Below are 18712 nucleotides of genomic sequence, written 5' to 3'. Positions count from 1 at the left end.
AGAGGATCGCGACGGCCATGAGGCCGACGCCTGGGTCGACGCCAGTGACGGCGAGGACGTGTGCGGACGGTTCAGGACCGTCCGAGGGCGTCGCCGAGGGCACGCCGGATGTCGGCGTCGGGCTCGGGACCGAAGACGTGGTCGACGGCGACGGGGAGTCGGTCGGCACGCTGGTGGGGGATGGAGTCGAGGTAGGCGAGCTCGATGGGTGTGAGGTGGGCGCAGAAGGGGAAGGGCCGGTCGGTGATGGGCTGGGCGCAGTCGGCTCGGGGGCAGGTTCGGAGGCCGTCACGGATGGTGTCGGGGTCGCACTCGGCTCCGCCGTCGCTGTAGGCGTCGGGCTCTGTGTCGGGCTGGGGGACTGGGTCGGTGTCACGCATGGCGGCTGCTCCTCGAAGGTCCAGGACTTCGCCCACCCGTGGTCCTCGCCGTACGTGAGGAGGCCGTCGTCGAGCAGGGCGTCGGTGCGGGCGCGCTCCGCGTCCGTGCTGTACGGGTAGAGGTCCCACTGGACCCAGACGCCGCACTGGCCGGTGAACACCGGCTGCGGCCACGTAACTCGGGCAGGCGTACCGCCGTCAGGCAGGACCCAGCCGAGCCGGATCGTTCCGTCGTGGTCCCCGCCGGCCGCCGCGGGCAGCGAGAGGCCGACCAGGGCGACGCCAGCAAGGGCCGTGGCGGCGAGCGCCCGGGCGGCGCGGGAGCGCCGTGTCGACGCGCGCTTGCATGCGCGGCAGAACCGGTGCCCCTGCGCATTGCGCAGCGTGTTCAGCTCGTCGTACTCGTGACCCGCCGGGCAGTGCGTCTTGGCGGCGTTCTGGGCTGAGATCACGTACGGCGAACGGTGGACGTGCTCAAGGCGCGTCACGGGCTCGACGTGAGCGGGGTTGCAGCAGAGCCGCACGCGGCAGAGGTGGTCGAGGTCGAGCCCGGGGCCGATGGGGCCGACCAGTGTCGAGAACGCGTGTCGGTGCGCGAGCACGGGGTGGTGGTTGATCCCGAACTGGCCGTAGCCGGAGCCGTTGAGGCTCGCGGTCCACTCCCAGCACCCGGTCTCGGCGTTGACGGCGACCTTGTCCCAGAACCGCTGGGGGAGGCGCGGGTCTCCGAAGGCGCTCACAGCAGCGCATCCACGATGACGGCGACCACGGTCGTGAGCGCCGCGATGAAGATGACGGCGGCTACGAGGACGAACGCGGCTCCGAGGCCACGTGCACGCCGGTACGCGGCGTCACGCTCGTCCTCCCAGGCGTCCTCGGCGCGCAGCTCGCGCTTGATCGCGGAGTCGAGGGCGTCCTGCATGTCCTGGGGAAGACGGTCCGCGCTCATGCCGCACCGTCCTCGTCGTTCGACGAGACGAGGGGGCAGACACCGAACTCGAGCGCGGCGAGCAGCTGGGCCCGCCGGTCGCCGGTTGGGTCAGGGATCGGGCGGTGGCCGGTCATGCCGCACCGCCGATCCCGGCGAGCTGACGGACCGGGTGGACCAGGGACCGGCACTGCTCGGCTCGCCAGATCACGAGCCGACGGTGCAGCTCGGCCGCGTCCTCCGGGGCGCCGGGGTACTCCCGGGCGATCGCACGCGCGACGTGCACGGCGGCCAGGGCGTCAGCCTCGGCGGTGTGCGCGTCGAGCAGCTCGACGCCGTAGATCTCGCAGCAGCGGGCCAGGGTCCGCTTGCCGCGCCGGTACTGGTCGACCTTCTTGTCCAGGACGAACGGGTCGATGACCCGGTCCGGGTCGAGCGGGGCCAGTCCGTGGCGGCGAGCCTCGCGGTCCAGGACCGTGAAGTCGTAGGCGGCGTTGAACGCGACCAGCGGGTGCGGCTGCGAACGCAGGACTTCGAGGATCCGCGAGACGGCAGCCACGGCGGGCCGGCCGTGCTCGCGTGCGTGGTCGGTCGTGATTCCGTGCACGGCGGTCGCGCCCTCGGGGATCTCGACGCCGGGGTCGACGAGCCAGTTCATGACCACGGGCTCCCCACCCGGGATGTCGACGACGACGCACGCGGTCACGATGAGCGCGGTCTCGGGGTCGGGGCCGGTGGTCTCGAGGTCGAACCCGACGAGCGGGCCCTCCCACCACGGGGCGCCCATCAGGCGACCTCGGATCCGGGCTCGGCGACCTCGGGCCACTCGACGTCGTCGGCCGGCACCGGCGTGGTCTCCTGCTGCGACTTGCGGGCCTTGAGCGCGTCGATGATGAACGCGGCCTCGGCCTGCGTGAGCGACTTCTTGCTCTCCACCTCGCGACCGAGCGACTTCGAGATCCCCGCACGCTGGACCGTCTCGTCGTCGATGCCGAGGTCGCGGAACAGGGCGTGCATCTGGCGGTTCTGGTACGCCGTCATCATCACGACGGCCTCCGTCGACGTCGCCTCGTCGGCATCCGCCGCCGGGGTCTCGAACGCCTCGTCGACCTCGTCCTTCGGCGGGACCGCTGCGCGTAGCCGCGAGACCCCCGAGCGCTCGGACCGCGCCGCAGCCGACTCGGGGGTGATGCCGAGCTCGAGCTCCTCGACCGTGTAGGCCATGCCCATCAGTGCGTCGGGCGCGATGCGGCGGGCGATGTCACCCGAGGCGCGGGCGTACAGCATGGCCCGCGGGTCGGTGTCGTACTTCTTGTTCGAGGTGTAGCCCGCGCGGCGCGCGTCCTCGGTCGTCCAGGTGATCTTCTGGACCCGGTCGGAACCCTTGCGTCGGCCGGCGACGGTGACCTTGCCGGGCGCCTCCTCCTCGACCCAGATGTCGTGGCCCTTGGACAGGACGACGGCGACCATGGCGCGCGCGTACAGGGCGGGCTTGCCGCCGATCACGTAGATCTGCTGGATCGCGGTGACGGGGTCGAAGTCGATGGTCGCGCCGTACAGGATCGCGACGGCGCACTCGTCGGGCTTCCCACGGAAGTGCTGCGGGACGAACGACGTGCCCGCGATGGCCGAGGCGATCTGGTGGGCCGCGGTCAGCTCGAGCGCGGTCTGCTGGATCAGGGACACCGTGCCGGCGGCGCCGGGGACGGTCAGTTCGGTGCTCATGCTGCGTGCTGCTCCTTGGTAGTGGGGATGGCCTTGGCGACGGGCATGAGGGTCACGCCGTGCGCGTTCGGCTGGCGGCGGGCGATGGTCACGCCGCCGTAGGTGGCGAGGCGGGCGTCGCCCATGACCTCGCGGAGGCGGGACTGCACGGCCCGCACGTCGGCCTCCCGGGCCTTGATGTCGACGAACGCCTGGGCCAGGTCCCCGTCGAGCTCGACGGTCTTGTCGAGGTCGATGTCGGGGTGGCGGCGCTTCTCGGCACGCCACGTGGCCTGGGACCCGTCGACGGGCGGGATCGCATCCGGGTCGTCGAGCGACCGCAGGAACGCCCGGCACTGGTCCTCGATGTCGTGCCCGAGCTCGGCGTCGTACTCGATGACGTACTCGCGCAGGTCGAGGAACTGGGTGAGCAGCGCGATGTGCGCGGTCTTCACGGCCATGCCGCGGCGCCCGTGCGACAGGTGCATCGCCCAGGTCAGCTGCGCCGCGTAGTACGCGGGCACCTCGTCGGTGCCGGGCGTGCCCCACTCGGCGTCGTCGCGGGACGTCTTTGCGTCGAGGTACAGCGGCGCGCCGATCCCGGTGCCGATCGCGTCCGGGGTCGCGGCCGCCCACGGCAGGCGCCGGTTCGTGACGATCGGCTGGCGGCGGACCCGGGCGATCTCGGGGTGCTGGTCGGCCCACCAGTCGATGAGGCCGTTCTCGAGGTAGTGCCCGCGGGACTTCTCGGCGACGTTGCGGCCGTCGTCCCAGGGAATGTCCCCGCGCATCTTGAGCCACAGGGACCGCTTCGACTCCCAGTTCTCCGGGGAGACACCCAGGATCGCGGCGACCTTCGATGCGGTGATGAGGCGGGTCCACGCCGGCGAGCCGGGCGCGAGGTCGATGGCGGCCATCAGGCGGCGCTCCTTCGGTGAGGGTGGGGTCCGATGTGGTGCGCCCAGCCGGGCCAGTCGATGGCCAGGACGTGCGGGCGGACGGCGTGCCAGGCGTGGAACGCGTGGTCGCAGGTCGCGCACAGGCGGGCGCGCAGCGCGGGCACGACCGCGGTGTCGCCGTGGTGACCGCACGCGGCGCAGGTGCGGCGGGCGACGCGGCCCGCGTACCGCTGCGCGCGCCGGTCGGACATGCGCCCGCGGAAGAACCGGTGCACGGGGCGCCCGTCGTTCACGACGGTCACGACCCACCCGGGGGTGGGCTCGTCGATCTCGGTCGGCTGCCAGTGCGGCTCGAACCGGACCCGGGGCGCGTTCACGACGCGCTCCCGTGGCAGGTGCAGCCGCAGCCGACGAGCTCGTCGGCGTGCTCATCCCACGCCGTGCCCGAGCAGGCGGTGTGCTTGCCGTACCGGCAGTCGGGACCCCAAGGCTTCTCGTCCTCGCCGCCCTCGGGGTAGTCGGGAACGGCGTGCGACTCGTACTGGCGGACACGGGATCCGGGAGGGCCCGACAGGAACCGGTCGGCGAGCTGGTCGACCTCGCTGTTCCACTGCGCGGCCCAGGCGGCGTCGACGAGCTCGGACTCCTCGCCGTCGAGCACGACCGCGATGTGCCGCTCGTGCTCACGGTCGAGGTCGGAGGCGCGGCGGAACGCGCCGTGCTCGGTGCCGCAGTCGCAGACGCCGCAGTGCCACCCGTACGGGCCGGGCCTGATCTGCATCACGTGCTCGGCAAGGACGGTGCGGCGCTCCTCGTCCTGCCGGTCCAGGACCGGGTCGGAGAAGTAGCTCATGACGCCACGACCGATGTGCATCGCTCGCAGATCTCCACGGCACGGTGCTCGCAGCCCGTCACCTCGGCACCATCGGGGTCGAGCAGGCCGTACGTGGACGCGAACTTGGCGATGAGGTCGCGTCGGTGTGCAGCCAGTGCCGGGTCTGCGACGTCGACCGCGGTGACGATCAGGGTCGACTGGACCAGGTGCACCGGCCCAGCGGACGGGTGGGCATACGGCAGGCCGGACTCAACGTCGGCACGGTTCGCACGGAACCCCTCACGTTCGGGCTCTTCGTGGTGGCCGTCTGTGCAGAAGCACAGGGCGTACCCCACGGCCCGGGCGACGGCGGCCATCAGGCCACCGCCTCGACGAGCGCCATCGTGTCGTCGATGACCGGGGCTGTCGGTGCGGAAGCCATCAGGTACATGGCCTCGTAGGTAGCGAAGACGGCGACGACGGTGGTGTGGTCTGCGCCGCGGGCGATCATCGGCCGGAGCCGCTTCTCCGCCCGGGCCAAGATGTCGAGGGCCTTCGGCGTAGGCGGAGTCGCGATGGCCTTGGCCGTGTCGCCGGTGATGCGAATCGGGTCCATGGTGTGCGAACCTTTCGGTGTAGGTGAGGGTCGGGTGCTCAGGAGTGGGAGCCCGGCCCTCGCTGTCTGTGAGGTGTGTTTGCTCAGCGGCCGCGGTTGATGCGACGGGAGCGGCGCGCGACCTTGTTCGCGGCGCGGCGGTGGGCGACGACGACCGGGGCGACGGTGCCCTGGTAGACGTGCTTCGACTGCAGGCCGTGCAGGATCGCCAGCTGGTACGGCGAGGTCTGGGGGATCGGCGTCTGGCGGAGCATGGTGGTTCCCTTCGTTGGTGGTGCGCGGGTTCAGGCGGTGCGGCGTTGCTGGGGCGGCCGTTACAGGGACCGCCGGCGGCGGGTGTGCGAGAGGCGCGTGGGGCCGGAGGCCTGGCCCGCGCCGCGATCGACAGCGATGCGCGCGACGTACGTCTCGAGGTCGGTGTCCGTGAACCGCAGGAACCGGCCGGGTCGACGCCCGGGTAGGACGCCGCGGGCGTGTTCCTGGCGAACCTGGTACTCCGTCAAGCCGAGCCGATCGGCCACCTGTGGGACGGTCAGGAGTTCGGCGCTCATCGGGTCATCCCTTTGGTCGGCTGCGGTGCGGGCGGCACGTCCCGCTGGACGGTTGACACCCGGACCACGAACAGGGCGTCGACGGGGACGTCGAGGACCTCGCAGATGGCCTTAGCCCGTTCAGGCCGGGTCTGTTTGACGAAGCCGGACATCAGGTGCCCGATGGTGGCCTTGGAGGTCGGAACGCCGCGGCGGGTGGCGGCGTCGGCGAGGGTCCGAGCGGAGTGGTCGCGGTACGCCATGTACCGGCGAAAAGCGTCTCGGGACACGAGTTCCACGTCGAACCTCCTCTCAATCTTCCTGACCACGAGCATCCACCTGTCTGTCGTTGTTGTCAACCGTCAAGTTGGACGTTAGACGGCTGCGTCTAACCGGTCAAGGGTGAAGTTGGGGCGATATGAGCGTGAAAGTCCAGGTCACACCCGTGTGATTCGTAGACGGGGCGTCTAATCTGCCGTTAGACACCACATTGTCTAGACGCAAAGGTCAGGACCCGTGAGCGACGACATCCCGGTCAGGTGGTTGCAGTACCTGGAGGGCCCGCCCTCGTTGGCCTCGTACCGAAAGCTGGCCACCAAGGCGGGCATCTCGCACGAGACCGCGCGACGGGTCGTCCTTGGCTTCCGCACCAGCCCGCGCTCCGTAGAGAAGATCGCCGCGGCTGCGGGGATCAGCGTGGCGAAGGTCTACGAACTGCGGAACGAGGCACCCCCGGTCGGGGTCCAGTGGGACCCTCCGGCGGGATCGTCGTTGCTCACACAGGAGGAACGGGAGGCGATCAGTCGCCTCATCGGACTCATCGTGCGGGAGCGACATGCGGAGGGAGCTGGTGGCGATGAACGAGACGCCGCCCCCAATAGCCCCGCCGGGGGGAGCCCGGTGCTAGATGTCACGAACGAGCGGGATCTGCCGGCCCCAGAAGTACCCGCGCCAGGAGCCAGACCCCGATCGCCTCGCGACGCTCGGGAGTGAGGCCGCGGCGCACGACGGCGAGGTTCAGACCGGGCACGTAGGAGCCTTCTCTGCACAGCTCGTCGACTTCGACGACGGCCACCCCTAGCCGTTCCATCACCTCGTACTCGTCCACATGGGCCCCCTTCGCGCCGTTGCTGAGGTCAACGAATGCTGCACGTGAGCGCTGACATCGGACAGGGGTTAGGAACCAGGAGTGACCATTCGGACGGGACGACTGGGGCTATACCCGGACAGACTGCGCCGTAGATTCACTCGGACGGCGCAGTGTCGGGCGCCGAGCCCGCCGGGGTTGGCTGCTAGGACTCGATGGCGATCGGTGCGACGGGGAAGGCGAGCGCGGCCGCGCGCTCGGCCTGGACCTGGGCCTCGGGCATGAGGTGGCCATAGGTGTCGGCCGTCGTCTGGATCGACTCGTGGCCCAGACGCTGCTTGAGGTCGTAGAGCGACATGCCGGTGCCGATCATGAACGCCGCGTGGGAGTGCCTCAGGTCGTGGATGCGGGGGACCTTCCCGAGCGACGGGGACCGACGTGTGCGCTCACCAGTCCCGCGGTCGAAGATCCAGTCGGTGATCCACCCCTGCCACAGGTCGTGCAAGGTAGCCTGCTGGACGCGGCGGCCGGCGGTGTTCACGAACAGCAGCTCGCCGGGCTCGCGATCGAGCAGCGGTCCGATCGCTTCCATGACCGGGCCCGGGATGGCGATGGTGCGGCGGCCGGCCGCGGTCTTCGGTGCCCCGTACCCGCCGCCCTTCTTCCAGGCGCGCGAGACGGTCAGCGTCGCGGGCGTGAACTCGGGGTGGATGTCCGAGACGCGCAGAGCGGTCGCCTCGCCCAGGCGCAGGCCTGTCCCGAACAGCAGCATGAGCAGCGGCCGGTAGTAGGGGGTGGCGCGGCCCAGGACGATCTGGAACTCGGCGGGCGTTAGGAACGTCATCTCGCGGCGCTCGGTCCGGGCGATGCGAGCTCGCGCCGCGACGTTGCGCGTGGCGGTGCCGTCGTCGACCGCACGGGTCAGGGCCGCGGACAGCAGGGCGTGCCGGTTCTTGATGGTCTTGGCGGCGACGCCGGCGGCTTCCTGGGTGCGGATCCACCCGGCGACGTCCTCGCGGGTCGCGCGGTCGACTGGCATGGCGCCCAGGGCGGTGACGGCCAGCTGGCGGGCCATGGTGCGGTACGTGGCGATCGTGTACGGCTGGACACCGGACAGGGCGGCGATGTGCCGTTCGGCTTGCTCGGCCACGGTAGGCACAACCTCGGGATCTGGTCGGTGCGTTGCCTCGTAGATGCGGTCAGCGGCCTCAACGCCGAGTCGCTCGATCCGGTCCGCGTGCTGGCGGGCCGAGGCGAGGTCCTGGAAGGTGCGGGACCGCTGTGAGTCCTTCTCGCGGTAGAGCACGGAGTATGAGATGCCCTTGCGGCCGTGCCGTTCGCGAATGGACGCCATGAGTCTGCTCCTGTTGACAAAGCAACTTTCGATCAACAAGAGCCTACCTGTACCGTGGGGTACCGGGGACGAACCGTCCCGCTGACCTGCGTCGTAGCCTGCGACTTCGCAGGTCAGTCGATTCACCCCCGCCGGGTTCGAGTCCCGGCGGGGGCACGAGGCCCGGACGAGACTCCCGGGCGCCGGCCGGACCGCACAACACCTCGCCGATTCGTCATCGATGCGCCGATGTGGACCGGCGAACCGATGACGAATCGGCGATCTGATCGGGCCCGGACGATCGACGGTCGCATCATCACGGTGATCGCGGATCATCACGGGGGTTGCCATCACCGTGATGATGCGGAATCCCCGTGATGACGGCGGGCGGAGAGGGCGGACGCGGCGGCGGCCGGCGTCGCGGGTCAGTCCAGGCCGGCGGCCTGCTCGGCGGACTCGATCGACTGGGTCCACTCGCGCTTGCTCTGCCGCCACCCCTCGTCGTCGACGCCCAGGCGCCAGTAGCCGGAGATCGACATCAGGTCGCGCGGGACGGCCCGCTCGACGCGCAGGTACTGGCGCAGCGCCCGCACCGAGCCGGCCTCGCCGTGCACGAACACTCCGACGGATCCCGTCGGCCACGGCCAGGCGAGTGCGGCCTCGACGAGTGCCGCGCCCGGCTCCCCGTGCCGCGCGTGCACCCACTGTACGGCGACGCCGGCGGGCGCGCCCAGCGGCAGCTCGTCGGCGGCTGACTCGACCTCGACGATCGCGACGCCGCGCGCGTCGGGGGCCAGCCGCTCGAGCGCGACGGCGATCGCCGGCAGCGCGCTGGCATCGCCGACGAGCAGGTGGTGGTCGACGTCGGGGGAGGGCGACCACGCGCCACCAGGCCCCTGGACGACGACCTCCTCGCCGCCGACCGCGGCAGCAGCCCACGGACCCGCGAGGCCCGAGTCGCCGTGCACGACGAGGTCGATCGTGAGCTCGAGCGCCTCGGGGTCGAACCCGCGCACGGTGTAGGCGCGCAGGCGAGGCGCGACGCCCTCGGGGAGTGCGGCGCGCACGGCCTCGAGGTCCAGGCGGCCGTCGGCCTGCAGCGGCCGTTCCCCGGCGGGCAGGAACATGAGCTTGACGTAGGAGTCGGCGTGCGGCGAGGGCGTGAACACCGCCAGGCCGGGGCCGCCGACGACGATGCGCACGAGCCCGGGCGTGAGCCGCTCGGCACGGAGCACGTGGCCGAGGACGGGAGCGGGGCGGGTGCGCGGAGCGGTCACGGTCATGAGGTGAGCCTAAGTCAGCGTCGGGCGCGGCTGTCGAGCGCGTCGTTGAGGCGTTCGAGGAGCGCCCCGAGCTGCTGGCGGTCGTCGGTCGACCAGTCGGCGAGCAGGTCGCCGTAGACCGAGGCGCGCGCGGCGCGGGTCGCCGCGAGGGCCTCGTGACCGTCGGGCGTCGCGGTGATGACGGCGCGGCGGCCATCGTGCTCGTCGCGCGCGCGCGTCACCAACCCTGCCGACTCCATCGCGAGGACCTGACGGGTGACGGTCGAGGCGTCGAGGCGCAGGTGGTCCGCGATGTCGTTGATCCCGGACGGGCCGTTGGTCGCCAGGTGGCGCAGCGCGAGATACGCGGAGCGTTCGAGGGTGCCGTCCAGGGCCGGGTTGCTGCGCCGGTTGTGGTCGGCGAGGCGGAGCAGGAGGGCCACCTGGAGCTCGATGTCGCGGGCGTCGTCGTCGGTCATGGGTGTAGCATACAGAGATAATACCTGCCCCATACAGATAAAGGATCCCCGTGGCAGCCCGGAACGAACCCCACAAGACCGCGATCTACGCGACGACGGTCACCGCCTTCTTCGCCATCGCGGGCATCGCGATCGTCGACCCGATCTTGCCCGCCATCGGCGCCGACCTCGGCGCGACCACCTGGCAGATCGAGCTGCTGTTCACCGCCTACATCGCCGTGATGGCGCTCGGGATGATCCCGGCCGTCATGCTCACGGGGAAGTTCGGCTACAAGAAGATCCTCGCCGCGGGCGTCAGCGTGGTCGCGGTCGCCGCGATCGCCGCGTCGTTCACGACGAGCATCGGCAGCCTCGCCGCGCTGCGCGGCCTGTGGGGCCTCGGCAACGCGATGTTCTTCGCGACCGCGATGGTGCTGCTCGTCTCGCTCGCCAACGACCGGGCCTGGGCCGTCGAGCTGTTCGAGACCTGCGTGGGCCTCGGCTTCGCGATCGGCCCGCTGATCGGCGGCCTGCTCGGCAAGATCAGCTGGCGCGTGCCGTTCCTGCTGTGCGGCCTGTTCATGATCGTCGCGCTGGCCCTGTCCGTGACGCGGCTCAAGGACCCCGAGGTCATGCCCGCGCCGCTGCGCATCGGGAACATCTTCGCGACGTTCAAGAAGCCTGCGTTCGTCGCCCTGTGCGTCATCACGGGCACCTACAACTTCGTGTTCTTCATCGTGCTCGGCTACACGCCGGTGTTCCTGGGCCTGGGCGTCGTGCAGCTCGGGCTGGTGTTCACCGGCTGGGGCGTCGGGCTCGCGTTCGGCATCCTCGTCGTCGGCCACCGCCTGGCGCACCGGTTCGGCGCGGTGCAGACCGTCGGGTTCGCGATCGTCGTGCTGTTCGGCGCGCTCTTCGGCATTGCGACGTCGCACAGCACCGTGCAGACCATCGTCTTCCTGGTCATCTCGGGTGTCTGCATGGGTATCGCCAACGCGAACCTCACCGACCTGGCTCTGGCTACCGGCTCGCCGGACCGCCGCGTCACCACGGGCGCGTTCAACCTCATCCGCTGGGGCTTCGCGGCGCCCGCGCCGGTCGTCGCCGGCCTGCTCGCCGAGCACGTGAGCCTGGCGTCGCCGTTCTGGGTCGCGATCGGCGTGCTTGCCGTGGGCGTCCTGACGTTCCTCGCGTTCGGCCACATGTTGGCGCGCACCGTGGGGGAGAAGGTCCTGTGGTCGCGGTGGAACAAGGGTGCCGCGGCCGCCGAGGGCAGCGCCGAGGAGGCGCTCGAGCTGGTCTGACCGCCGGCACGACGAAGGCCCGCACCGACGGACACGGTGCGGGCCTTCGCGGCGTTCAGGTCAGGCGTCGGACTTCTTGAGGCGGACGAGCGCCGCCACGAGCACCACGACGAGGTAGGCGGCCAGGACGGCGTAGCCCTCCCACGCGGTCAGGTGGGCGACCCCGGGCGGGAACGTCTCCCAGCCGGCCTCCACCTGTGCGTCGGTCTGCGTGATGTTGCTGCCGGCGATGCCGGGGAGGAACGGCTGCATCTCCTGCAGCGGCTTCCACGGGATCTGGAAGAGCAGCGGCAGGACGAGCAGCGCACCCAGCACGGTCGCGATGGCGGCCGCGGAGTGGCGCACGAGCGCGCCCAGCGCGAACGAGAGCAGCGCGATCGTCGTCGTGTAGAGCGCGGTGCCGAACAGCGCCCGCAGGATCTGCGGGTCGCCCAGGTCCAGCGGCAGGTCGTCGCTGAAGAACAGCTGCTGCAGGAGCGCGCCCAGGGCGTTCGCCACGATGGCCACGACGAAGAAGACGACCGCGAGCACGATGAACTTGGCCCAGATGACCGGGGTGCGGCGCGGGGCCGCGGTCAGGCTGGAGCGGATCATGCCGGTCGTGTACTCGCCGGTGATCGCCAGTGCGGCGAGGACGACGAGCGCGACCTGGCCGAGCTGGGCCGCGACCGTGTAGGGCGCGAGCACGTCGTCGGGTCCGGGCGGGCCGTCGTTCGGGCCCGAGCTGACGACCGCGAGGCTCATGAGCGCGATGAGCGCCACGGTGACCACGAAGAAGATCGACAGCGACCAGGCGGCCGAGCGGACGGTCCAGAACTTGATCCACTCGGAGCGCAGCAGGTGCGCGAACGAGAGGCTCGTCTTCGTCGCCGGGCGGGCCGGCGCGGGAGCGGTGACCGTGCTCATCGGGCGACCTCCGTCTTGGTGAGGGTGGCGGGTTCGGTCGTCGGGATCGGCGAGTCGGAGCGGTACTCCACCTCGTCGGCCGTGAGCGTCATGTACGCCTCCTCGAGCGACCCGCTGATCGGCGTGAGCTCGTGCAGCGTGAGGCGGGCGGCGGCTGCCGCGTCACCGATCTGCTCGGCCGTGGCGCCGAACACCTCGAGCAGGCCGGCCTCCTTGGTGGTCACGGTGACCTCGGGCCTGACGAGCGCCGCGGCCAGCTGGTCGGCGTGTGGGCTGCGCACCCGGACCGTCGACTTGGTGCCGCGCGCGATGATCTCGTCGACCGGGCCGTCCGCGATGATGTGGCCGCGGCCGATGACGATGAGGTGGTCGGCGGTGAGCGCCATCTCGGTCATGAGGTGCGAGGACAGGAAGACCGTGCGGCCCTCGCTCGCGAGGTACTTGACCAGGTTGCGCACCCAGAGCACGCCCTCGGGGTCGAGGCCGTTGACGGGCTCGTCGAGGATGAGCGTGCGCGGGTCGCCGAGCAGCGCGGACGCGATGCCCAGGCGCTGACCCATGCCGAGCGAGAAGCCCCCGACGCGGCGCTTGGCCACGGCGGTCAGGCCGGTCATCTCGATGACCTCGTCGACGCGCTTGTCCGAGATCGCGTGCGTCGCGGCGAGCGCGCGCAGGTGGTTGCGGGCGCTGCGGCCGGTGTGGACCGCCTTCGCCTCGAGCAGCGCGCCGACCTCGGTCAGCGGCGAGCGGAACGACGCGTAGGGCGCGCCGTTCACCGTCACGCTGCCGGCGGAGGGCTTGTCGAGGCCCATGATCATGCGCATCGTGGTGGACTTGCCGGCCCCGTTCGGGCCGAGGAAGCCGGTGACCTTGCCCGGCTGGACGGTGAACGAGATGCCGTCGACGGCGGTCTTGGCGCCGTATCGCTTGGTCAGGCCCTGAGCCTCGATCATGGTGTTCTTCCTTGCGTCGGTGGCTTCACAGGAAAGACCCTACGGGCGCGCGAGGGCCCTTGTCCCTCAGGTTTTCCCCCGATCTTGGCCTCAGGGATCGACCGAAAGGACGAGGGAACCTTGGGGGTGTCCCAGGCGTTCGCTACGGTGAGAGAACAGTTTCAGGCCGAGACACCCAGGAGCGTCCCGTGGCCAATCCCGTCTTCAACAGCAGTCCTGTCTTCCAGGACCCCAAGGCCCGCAAGGGCACCAACGGCCGCACGGCCGCGCCCGAGTCGACGATCGACGCGGTGACGCTCGAGAAGATGTACGGCACGCCGAGTGCCACCCCGCGCGAGACGGGCCGCCTGACGTACGACGACGTCATCATGAAGACGGGCGGGCTGCTCGCCCTCCTCGTCGTCGTCGCGGCCGGCACGTGGGCCATCACGCCCGACTACCCGTGGCTGTACGTCGTCGGCGCGATCGTCGGCCTCGTCCTCGGCCTCGTGAACTCGTTCCGCCGCGAGCCCAGCCCGCCGCTGATCATCGCCTACACGCTCGCGCAGGGCGTGTTCGTCGGCGGCATCAGCTACCTGTTCCAGAACTGGGCCGTGCCCGGCACGGTCGACGGCACGGCACAGCCGATCGTGCTGCAGGCCGTCCTCGCCACGTTGGCGACGTTCGCCGCCGCGCTGTTCCTGTTCCGCTCGGGCAAGGTCCGCGTCACGCCCAAGTTCACCAAGTGGCTGCTGATCTCGATGGTCGGCTACCTGGTGTTCTCGCTGGTCAACGTGGTCCTGTCGTTCTTCATGACGAGCGACGGGTTCGGCCCGCTGCGCAACGGCGGATGGGGCATCCTGGCCGGTCTGTTCGCGGTCGGCCTCGCCTCCGCGTGCCTGATCATGGACTTCGACTCGATCAAGCGCGGCGTCGAGGGCGGCGTCCCGGCCAAGTTCGCCTGGACCGCGGCGTTCGGCCTCATCGTGACGCTGGTCTGGCTGTACCTCGAGTTCCTGCGCCTGTTCGCGATGCTCAACCGCAACTGACGCCACTCGCCCGAAGGCCCCCGGTGACCTGTCCCGGGGGCCTTTGGCGTGTCCGCCGGCCCGTGGTTTGGCGCAGGGGGCCGATCCGGGTGAGGCTGGCAGCGTGAGATACGCCGAGCACGTCAGCGAGCTGGTGGGCGGCACGCCGCTGGTCCGCCTGCAGTCCGTCACCCAAGGCCTGTCCGCCACGATCCTGGCGAAGGTCGAGTACCTCAACCCCGGCGGCTCGGTGAAGGACCGCATCGCGCTCGCGATGATCGAGGCCGCCGAGGAGTCGGGCGAGCTGCGACCCGGCGGCACCATCGTCGAGCCGACGAGCGGCAACACCGGGGTCGGCATCGCGCTCGTCGCGCAGCGCAAGGGCTACCGCTGCGTGTTCGTCTGCCCGGACAAGGTGAGCCAGGACAAGCGCGACGTGCTGCGTGCGTACGGCGCGGAGGTCGTCGTGACGCCCACCGCGGTGCCGCCCGACCACCCGGACTCCTACTACTCGGTCTCGGACCGGCTGGTGCGCGAGATCGAGGGCGCGTGGAAGCCGAACCAGTACGCCAACGCGCACGGGCCCGCGTCGCACTACGCCTCCACCGGCCCGGAGATCTGGGCCGACACCGAGGGCAGGCTCACGCACCTCGTCGCGGGCGTCGGCACGGGCGGGACCATCACCGGCACGGGCCGCGACCTGCACGACGTCTCCGAGGGCCGCGTCGTCGTCGTGGGCGCCGACCCGCTGGGCTCGGTCTACTCGGGCGGCGACGGGCGGCCCTACCTCGTCGAGGGCGTGGGCGAGGACTTCTGGCCGAGCGCGTACGACCCGGCCGTCCCCGACCGGATCGTGGCGGTCTCCGACGCCGACTCGTTCGCGATGACGCGGCGGCTCGCGCGCGAGGAGGCGCTGCTCGTCGGCGGCTCGTGCGGCATGGCGGTCGAGGCCGCGCTGCGCGTCGCGCGCGAGCTCGAGGACGCGGACCCCGCGGCGGCCGCCCAGGCGGTCATCGTCGTGATCCTGCCCGACGGCGGGCGCGGCTACCTGTCCAAGATCTTCAACGACTCCTGGATGCGGTCCTACGGGTTCCTCGCGGCCGACGAGGGCGCGACCGTCGCCGACATCGTGCGCACCAAGACCGGCGTGCTGCCCGCGCTCGTGCACACGCACCCCAACGAGTCGGTCCGCGACGCGATCGGGATCCTGCACGAGTACGGCGTCTCGCAGATGCCCGTGGTCGGCGCCGAGCCGCCGGTGAAGATCGGCGAGGTCGCCGGGTCGGTGAGCGAGCGCGCGCTGCTCGACGCGGTGTTCTCGGGCGCGGCGGCGCTGTCCGACCGCGTCGACCGGCACATGTCCACGCCGCTGCCGCTCATCGGCATCGGCGAGTCCGTGACCTCCGCGCGCCTCGCGCTGGAGAAGGACGACGCGCTCATGGTGGTCGACGACGGGCAGCCCGTCGGCGTCGTGACGCGGCACGACCTGCTCGGTTTCCTCGCGCGCTGAGCGGCCCGGTACGGTCGCCACGACCGTGCGTCCGAAGGAGAACGATGGCCCTGTTCGACCTGCCCCTGCCCGAGCTCGAGCGCTACCTGCCCGAGCTCGACGAGCCGGCGGACTTCGACGAGTTCTGGGCGGCCACGCTGCGCGAGACCCGCACGCACGACCTCGGCCTGACGCTCACCCCGGTCGACGCGGGCCTGAGCGTGGTCGACGTCGTCGACGTGACGTTCGCGGGCTTCGCGGGGCATCCCATCAAGGCCTGGCTGACCCGCCCGGCGGGTGTCCACGGGCCGCTGCCCGCCGTCGTCGAGTACGTCGGCTACGGCGGCGGGCGCGGGTTCGCGCACGAGCACCTGGCCTGGGCAGCGGCCGGCTACGTCCACCTGCTCATGGACGCGCGCGGGCAGGGGTCGACGTGGGGGACCGGCGGCCACACACCCGATCCCGCCGGGAGCGGTCCCGCGGCGCCGGGCGTCATGACGCGCGGCATCCACGACCCGGGCGAGCACTACTACCGGCGCCTCATCACCGACGCGGTCCGCGCGGTCGACGCCGTGCGCGCGGTGCCGGGCGTCGACCCCGCCCGCGTCGCGGTGGCGGGCATCAGCCAGGGCGGCGGCCTCGCGCTCGCGGTCGCGGGCCTGGCCGACGACCTCGTCGCCGTCATGCCCGACGTGCCGTTCCTGTGCCACTACCGCCGCGCGGTCGCGATCAGCGACGGCATGCCGCACAACGAGCTCACGCAGTACCTCGCGGTGCACCGCGACGAGGAGGACGTCGTGTTCCGCACGATGTCGTACCTCGACGGCGTGCACTTCGCCCGCCGCGCGAGCGCGCCCGCGCTGTTCTCGGTCGCCCTGCGCGACGAGACCTGCCCGCCGTCCACGGTCTACGCCGCCTACAACCACTACGCAGCGTTGGGCGACCGGCCCGCGACGGCGATCGAGGTGTACGCGCACAACGGCCACGAGGGCGGGCAGGGGTACCAGCTGGACCGTCAGCTGCGCTGGCTGCGGGACCTGCTCGGGTCCTCCAGCCCGGACACCAGCCGGTCGACGAGGTAGTCGAAGCTCGCGTCCACGTCGTCCGGCATGCCGAACCCGCCGTCCATCTCGAGCAGCACGAAGCCGTGCACCGCGGCCCGCACGGACCGGACGGCGTCGATGCGGTGCGCCTCGGGGACCTCCAGCTGCGCGACCGCGTCCACGAGCAGCCCGACCGCGGCCGCACCGGCCCGGCGGACGTCGTCGGCCCCGTCCACGCCCGCCCATGCGCCCTGGGTCGCGAGGTAGCGACCGGGGTGCGCCCGCCCGTACGCGCGCAGGGCGCCGGCCATCGCGCGGACCGCGTCGGCCCCGGTACGCGTTCCCCGGGCGCCCGTCAGCGCGGCCGTCACCTCGTCGATGCAGGCAGCCGCGACCTCGAGCCGCAGCGCGGGCAGTCCGGCGACGTGCTTGTAGAGGCTCGGCACAGCGACGCCGGCCCGTGCCGCGACCGCCGCGAGCGTGAGCCCGGGCCAGCCGTCGGCGTCGACGACGTCGAGCGCGAGGCCGACGACGACCGCCCGGTCGAGGCCCGCCCTAGGCACGCAGACCGGCCGCGAACGCGCCCGCCTCGGCCCGCGGCAGGTCCGCGAGGAACGCGAGCGTGCGCGGCACGACGACCTCGGGGGCCTGGTGCTGCGGGTAGTGCGCCACGCCGTCGATCATCACCACGTCCGCCCCGATCGCGGTCCCGATCCAGGCGCCCTCGGCTGCCGGGTCGGTGAAGTCGGGGTCGAGCGTGCCGACGAACGCGAGCGCGGGAGCCTGCACGTCGCCCACGCGAGCCTCGACCGGCGCATGGGTGAGCTGGCGGCACAGCGTGCGGAACTGGCGCAGGTGCGCGGGGTCGGACAGCGCGGCGCGCAGGTCCGCGACGTGCTCGTCGAGCCAGGGCGCGGTCCGGCCCTTGTTGAGCGTGCCGCGGTAGTACCGCGCCCAGACGCGGGCGCCCCACAGGCGGGCGAACAGCACCGAGTAGGAGCCGCGGATGATCGCGCGGCTCGTGCGGCTGAGCTTGGGGTCGCGCAGGAAAGGGCCCGTCAGGACGAGGCCTGCTACCAGGTCGGGGCGGTCCGCCGCGACGAGTGCGACCGCGCCCGCGCCCATCGAGTTCCCGACGAGCACCGCGGCACCCCCGAGCTGCTCGAGCAGAGCCTCGACGTCGGACGCGGTCGCGACGTCGCCGTGGGTGGAGAACGTGGTGTCGGAGTCGCCGTGGCCCCGCAGGTCGGTGACGGCGACGCGGTAGCCGGCGTCGACGAGGGCCGGGGTGAGCTCGCGCCAGGTGCTGCGCAGGTCGCCCATGCCCGGGACGAGGACGACGAGGGGGGCATCGGCGGGCCCCCCGACGGTGAAGGCGATGCGCCCCTCGGGACGCTGGAGGTGCTGCGTGGTGGTCATGACACAAAGCTAATGCCATTAGCCACGGTTGGCAAGAGTGCGCGATTGTCCGTCCCCTGGGGCACGATGGGTGCGCACCGCATCGGGTGCACGAGTCGAACCGAGGAGACATCCGCATGTCCGCTGCACTGCCCGAGGTCTCGGGTTCCTACGGCCAGAAGCCCACGCTGGCGTTCCCCGCCGACGCCGCGTCCGGCGAGCTCGAGGTCCTGGTCCTGTCCCGCGGCGACGGCGAGCTCGTCGAGGCCGGCGACAACATCGAGGTGCACTACCTCGGCCAGTCCTGGAACGGCGGGGTGTTCGACAACTCCTACGACCGCGGCGAGTCGATCAGCTTCCCGATCGGCGTCGGCGCCGTCATCGCCGGGTGGGACGAGGGCCTCGTCGGCCAGCAGGTCGGCTCGCGCGTGCTGCTGTCGATCCCGTCGCACCTGGGCTACGGCGACCGCGGCGTGCCGCAGGCCGGCATCAAGGGCGGCGACGTCCTGGTGTTCGTCGTCGACGTCGTCGGCACCAGCCGCTGACCTCCTGACACGCGCGAGGCGCGGCACCCCGCCGGGGTGCCGCGCCTCTGTCGTGC

25 protein-coding genes and 1 pseudogene are annotated in these 18712 nt (G+C 71.6%); 5 read left to right on the top strand and 21 right to left on the bottom strand.

Annotation, left to right across the window (positions count from 1 at the left end; translation table 11 throughout):
- Positions 1-71 precede the first annotated feature (71 nt).
- The 17 genes and pseudogenes from D1825_RS18655 to D1825_RS13165 form a co-directional block, all read right to left on the bottom strand.
- Positions 72-380, bottom strand: coding sequence for a hypothetical protein (locus D1825_RS18655; protein ID WP_233549899.1), 309 nt, complete (start codon positions 378-380; stop codon positions 72-74).
- A 479-nt stretch (positions 381-859) separates the two neighbouring features.
- Positions 860-982 (bottom strand): annotated as a pseudogene (locus D1825_RS18825) (HNH endonuclease); the annotation flags it as partial.
- Between the two features lie 134 nt (positions 983-1116).
- Entirely contained in the window at positions 1117-1329 is a 213-nt protein-coding gene (locus D1825_RS13230; protein WP_118767883.1) for a hypothetical protein, read from the bottom strand.
- A gap of 112 nt (positions 1330-1441) precedes the next feature.
- Positions 1442-2095: an exonuclease domain-containing protein gene (locus D1825_RS13225; protein ID WP_118767882.1), complete on the bottom strand. Its 654-nt coding sequence runs from the start codon at positions 2093-2095 to the stop codon at positions 1442-1444.
- On the bottom strand, positions 2095-3033 hold the full coding sequence (locus tag D1825_RS13220; RefSeq protein WP_118767881.1) for a hypothetical protein: 939 nt from the start codon (positions 3031-3033) through the stop codon (positions 2095-2097). The genes D1825_RS13225 and D1825_RS13220 overlap by 1 nt, the downstream gene beginning before the upstream one ends.
- Positions 3030-3929, bottom strand: a complete 900-nt coding sequence (locus D1825_RS13215) for a YqaJ viral recombinase family protein (protein ID WP_118767880.1) — start codon at positions 3927-3929, stop codon at positions 3030-3032. The genes D1825_RS13220 and D1825_RS13215 overlap by 4 nt, the downstream gene beginning before the upstream one ends.
- The gene (locus D1825_RS13210; RefSeq protein ID WP_118767879.1) at positions 3929-4288 is read right to left on the bottom strand and encodes a hypothetical protein; all 360 of its coding nucleotides are present in this window, start codon (positions 4286-4288) and stop codon (positions 3929-3931) included. The genes D1825_RS13215 and D1825_RS13210 overlap by 1 nt, the downstream gene beginning before the upstream one ends.
- On the bottom strand, positions 4285-4764 hold the full coding sequence (locus tag D1825_RS13205; protein ID WP_118767878.1) for a hypothetical protein: 480 nt from the start codon (positions 4762-4764) through the stop codon (positions 4285-4287). The genes D1825_RS13210 and D1825_RS13205 overlap by 4 nt, the downstream gene beginning before the upstream one ends.
- Positions 4761-4958, bottom strand: coding sequence for a hypothetical protein (locus tag D1825_RS18015; protein ID WP_138067667.1), 198 nt, complete (start codon positions 4956-4958; stop codon positions 4761-4763). Before D1825_RS18015 ends, D1825_RS13205 begins: the two co-directional genes overlap by 4 nt.
- Positions 4959-5101: 143 nt before the next feature.
- Positions 5102-5341, bottom strand: a complete 240-nt coding sequence (locus tag D1825_RS13195; RefSeq protein ID WP_118767876.1) for a hypothetical protein — start codon at positions 5339-5341, stop codon at positions 5102-5104.
- 83 nt (positions 5342-5424) lie between these two features.
- The gene (locus D1825_RS18465) at positions 5425-5595 is read right to left on the bottom strand and encodes a hypothetical protein (protein WP_199721595.1); all 171 of its coding nucleotides are present in this window, start codon (positions 5593-5595) and stop codon (positions 5425-5427) included.
- 60 nt (positions 5596-5655) lie between these two features.
- Positions 5656-5892, bottom strand: a complete 237-nt coding sequence (locus D1825_RS13190) for a helix-turn-helix domain-containing protein (protein WP_118767875.1) — start codon at positions 5890-5892, stop codon at positions 5656-5658.
- Positions 5889-6206 carry an XRE family transcriptional regulator gene (locus tag D1825_RS13185; RefSeq protein ID WP_118767874.1) on the bottom strand — a complete coding sequence of 106 codons (318 nt, stop codon included), beginning with the start codon at positions 6204-6206 and terminating at the stop codon, positions 5889-5891. The genes D1825_RS13190 and D1825_RS13185 overlap by 4 nt, the downstream gene beginning before the upstream one ends.
- A gap of 575 nt (positions 6207-6781) precedes the next feature.
- Complete coding sequence (locus D1825_RS13180; RefSeq protein WP_118767873.1) at positions 6782-6979, bottom strand: hypothetical protein; 198 nt, start codon at positions 6977-6979, stop codon at positions 6782-6784.
- A 184-nt stretch (positions 6980-7163) separates the two neighbouring features.
- Entirely contained in the window at positions 7164-8312 is a 1149-nt protein-coding gene (locus D1825_RS13175; RefSeq protein ID WP_158580732.1) for a tyrosine-type recombinase/integrase, read from the bottom strand.
- Between the two features lie 404 nt (positions 8313-8716).
- Positions 8717-9574, bottom strand: coding sequence for a siderophore-interacting protein (locus D1825_RS13170; RefSeq protein WP_118767871.1), 858 nt, complete (start codon positions 9572-9574; stop codon positions 8717-8719).
- A gap of 14 nt (positions 9575-9588) precedes the next feature.
- Positions 9589-10032 (bottom strand): MarR family winged helix-turn-helix transcriptional regulator, encoded by a 444-nt coding sequence (locus D1825_RS13165; RefSeq protein WP_199721594.1) that lies wholly within the window; start codon positions 10030-10032, stop codon positions 9589-9591.
- Between the two features lie 50 nt (positions 10033-10082).
- Between D1825_RS13165 and D1825_RS13160 the strand changes: the two genes are divergently transcribed.
- Entirely contained in the window at positions 10083-11315 is a 1233-nt protein-coding gene (locus D1825_RS13160) for an MFS transporter (RefSeq protein WP_118767869.1), read from the top strand.
- A 60-nt stretch (positions 11316-11375) separates the two neighbouring features.
- Here the strand turns inward: D1825_RS13160 and D1825_RS13155 are convergent, their stop codons facing one another.
- On the bottom strand, positions 11376-12221 hold the full coding sequence (locus D1825_RS13155) for an ABC transporter permease subunit (protein ID WP_118767868.1): 846 nt from the start codon (positions 12219-12221) through the stop codon (positions 11376-11378).
- Positions 12218-13174, bottom strand: coding sequence for an ABC transporter ATP-binding protein (locus tag D1825_RS13150; protein ID WP_118767867.1), 957 nt, complete (start codon positions 13172-13174; stop codon positions 12218-12220). The genes D1825_RS13155 and D1825_RS13150 overlap by 4 nt, the downstream gene beginning before the upstream one ends.
- Positions 13175-13362: 188 nt before the next feature.
- Here D1825_RS13150 and D1825_RS13145 point away from each other — a divergent pair, with 188 nt between their 5' ends.
- From D1825_RS13145 to D1825_RS13135, 3 genes are all read left to right on the top strand, one after another.
- Positions 13363-14202 (top strand): Bax inhibitor-1/YccA family protein, encoded by an 840-nt coding sequence (locus D1825_RS13145; RefSeq protein WP_118767866.1) that lies wholly within the window; start codon positions 13363-13365, stop codon positions 14200-14202.
- A gap of 103 nt (positions 14203-14305) precedes the next feature.
- The gene (locus D1825_RS13140) at positions 14306-15691 is read left to right on the top strand and encodes a cystathionine beta-synthase (RefSeq protein WP_118767865.1); all 1386 of its coding nucleotides are present in this window, start codon (positions 14306-14308) and stop codon (positions 15689-15691) included.
- A gap of 44 nt (positions 15692-15735) precedes the next feature.
- Positions 15736-16752, top strand: a complete 1017-nt coding sequence (locus D1825_RS13135) for an acetylxylan esterase (protein ID WP_118767864.1) — start codon at positions 15736-15738, stop codon at positions 16750-16752.
- Here D1825_RS13135 and D1825_RS13130 read toward each other — a convergent pair.
- Both D1825_RS13130 and D1825_RS13125 read right to left on the bottom strand, forming a co-directional pair.
- Positions 16686-17276: a TetR-like C-terminal domain-containing protein gene (locus tag D1825_RS13130; RefSeq protein ID WP_118767863.1), complete on the bottom strand. Its 591-nt coding sequence runs from the start codon at positions 17274-17276 to the stop codon at positions 16686-16688. The genes D1825_RS13135 and D1825_RS13130 overlap by 67 nt on opposite strands.
- Complete coding sequence (locus D1825_RS13125) at positions 17269-18132, bottom strand: alpha/beta fold hydrolase (protein WP_118767862.1); 864 nt, start codon at positions 18130-18132, stop codon at positions 17269-17271. The genes D1825_RS13130 and D1825_RS13125 overlap by 8 nt, the downstream gene beginning before the upstream one ends.
- A gap of 116 nt (positions 18133-18248) precedes the next feature.
- On the opposite strand from D1825_RS13125, the gene D1825_RS13120 reads away from it, so the two are divergent.
- Positions 18249-18656, top strand: coding sequence for an FKBP-type peptidyl-prolyl cis-trans isomerase (locus tag D1825_RS13120; RefSeq protein ID WP_118767861.1), 408 nt, complete (start codon positions 18249-18251; stop codon positions 18654-18656).
- Positions 18657-18712: the final 56 nt, after the last annotated feature.

Origin of the sequence: Cellulomonas rhizosphaerae (assembly GCF_003470205.1) — a bacterium.
In the GTDB taxonomy this organism is placed as follows: Bacteria; Actinomycetota; Actinomycetes; order Actinomycetales; family Cellulomonadaceae; genus Cellulomonas; species Cellulomonas rhizosphaerae.
The sequence above is the reverse complement of the archived record's forward strand: the minus strand, read 5'-3'. Positions and strand labels throughout refer to the sequence as shown.

What these genes read in the sequence shown, in the direction of transcription:
- D1825_RS18655 (WP_233549899.1), bottom strand. Translation starts at nt 380, where the DNA reads ATGCGTGACACCGACCCAGTCCCCCAGCCCGACACAGAGCCCGACGCC.
- D1825_RS13230 (WP_118767883.1), bottom strand. Translation starts at nt 1,329, where the DNA reads ATGAGCGCGGACCGTCTTCCCCAGGACATGCAGGACGCCCTCGACTCC.
- D1825_RS13225 (WP_118767882.1), bottom strand. Translation starts at nt 2,095, where the DNA reads ATGGGCGCCCCGTGGTGGGAGGGCCCGCTCGTCGGGTTCGACCTCGAG.
- D1825_RS13220 (WP_118767881.1), bottom strand. Translation starts at nt 3,033, where the DNA reads ATGAGCACCGAACTGACCGTCCCCGGCGCCGCCGGCACGGTGTCCCTG.
- D1825_RS13215 (WP_118767880.1), bottom strand. Translation starts at nt 3,929, where the DNA reads ATGGCCGCCATCGACCTCGCGCCCGGCTCGCCGGCGTGGACCCGCCTC.
- D1825_RS13205 (WP_118767878.1), bottom strand. Translation starts at nt 4,764, where the DNA reads ATGAGCTACTTCTCCGACCCGGTCCTGGACCGGCAGGACGAGGAGCGC.
- D1825_RS13195 (WP_118767876.1), bottom strand. Translation starts at nt 5,341, where the DNA reads ATGGACCCGATTCGCATCACCGGCGACACGGCCAAGGCCATCGCGACT.
- D1825_RS18465 (WP_199721595.1), bottom strand. Translation starts at nt 5,595, where the DNA reads ATGCTCCGCCAGACGCCGATCCCCCAGACCTCGCCGTACCAGCTGGCG.
- D1825_RS13190 (WP_118767875.1), bottom strand. Translation starts at nt 5,892, where the DNA reads ATGAGCGCCGAACTCCTGACCGTCCCACAGGTGGCCGATCGGCTCGGC.
- D1825_RS13185 (WP_118767874.1), bottom strand. Translation starts at nt 6,206, where the DNA reads ATGCTCGTGGTCAGGAAGATTGAGAGGAGGTTCGACGTGGAACTCGTG.
- D1825_RS13175 (WP_158580732.1), bottom strand. Translation starts at nt 8,312, where the DNA reads ATGGCGTCCATTCGCGAACGGCACGGCCGCAAGGGCATCTCATACTCC.
- D1825_RS13170 (WP_118767871.1), bottom strand. Translation starts at nt 9,574, where the DNA reads ATGACCGTGACCGCTCCGCGCACCCGCCCCGCTCCCGTCCTCGGCCAC.
- D1825_RS13165 (WP_199721594.1), bottom strand. Translation starts at nt 10,032, where the DNA reads ATGACCGACGACGACGCCCGCGACATCGAGCTCCAGGTGGCCCTCCTG.
- D1825_RS13155 (WP_118767868.1), bottom strand. Translation starts at nt 12,221, where the DNA reads ATGAGCACGGTCACCGCTCCCGCGCCGGCCCGCCCGGCGACGAAGACG.
- D1825_RS13150 (WP_118767867.1), bottom strand. Translation starts at nt 13,174, where the DNA reads ATGATCGAGGCTCAGGGCCTGACCAAGCGATACGGCGCCAAGACCGCC.
- D1825_RS13135 (WP_118767864.1), top strand. Translation starts at nt 15,736, where the DNA reads ATGGCCCTGTTCGACCTGCCCCTGCCCGAGCTCGAGCGCTACCTGCCC.
- D1825_RS13125 (WP_118767862.1), bottom strand. Translation starts at nt 18,132, where the DNA reads ATGACCACCACGCAGCACCTCCAGCGTCCCGAGGGGCGCATCGCCTTC.
- D1825_RS13120 (WP_118767861.1), top strand. Translation starts at nt 18,249, where the DNA reads ATGTCCGCTGCACTGCCCGAGGTCTCGGGTTCCTACGGCCAGAAGCCC.